General features: G+C 64.3%; 1 pseudogene. It reads left to right on the forward strand.

What is annotated here, in order from left to right:
• A pseudogene (locus tag AHiyo1_RS24425) lies at positions 1-676 on the forward strand (hypothetical protein); the annotation flags it as partial.

The following is a 676-nucleotide window of genomic DNA, read 5'->3' on the forward strand; positions in this document are numbered from 1 at the left end:
GCTCGCGTTGCTCCGCGAAATGGTCCTGAACCCGGTCCCGACGCTCAACCAGTTACAGGCGAACTGCGGTGGAACCGTGGACATCAGCTGCCTTGAGCTTGGACGCCAGGGCTATCCCGGGCCCGCCGGCGTGGCCCTCGCGGTGGTGCCCGCGTTGCTTCTCCTGATCTGCGCGGTGGGCATGCGCCAAGGAAGGCGCTTGGCATTGAAAATCGCCATCGCCGTGCAACTCGGTGTGGTGGCTTTGTCCTTTGCCTATCTGGTGTTGTTTGCCAGCATTCCGCATTTTCCAGGGCGGGGCCGCACGGTAGTCATGGGCTCCGCGGTGTTCCACATTCTGACCCTCGCCCTGGTTCCCCTTATCCTGGCGGTCCTGCTCTTCCTTTTCCGGGGCAACTTTGTGGTGGGCTCCAGGGCGCCGCTCCGCCGGAAAATGGCATGGCTGGTTGGCGGTACGTGGCTCATCTTGGCGAGTGGCTACACCGGGGCCTGGCTCGGCTCGGGCGGTATGGCGCACGACGGCGGCATCCTCGGCCTCATTGCGGAACTCGCCCGGCAGTATCTTCCCTTGCCCATACCCACGGCCTTCGGTCGAGTGTTCGCGGAACGTAGCGCCGCCGAGTCGATATTGTTCGCGTGGTCCGGGATCATCTTCTGGCTCGTGGCCATGGCAGCG

The organism is Arthrobacter sp. Hiyo1 (assembly GCF_001263615.2).
Taxonomy (GTDB): Bacteria; Actinomycetota; Actinomycetes; order Actinomycetales; family Micrococcaceae; genus Arthrobacter.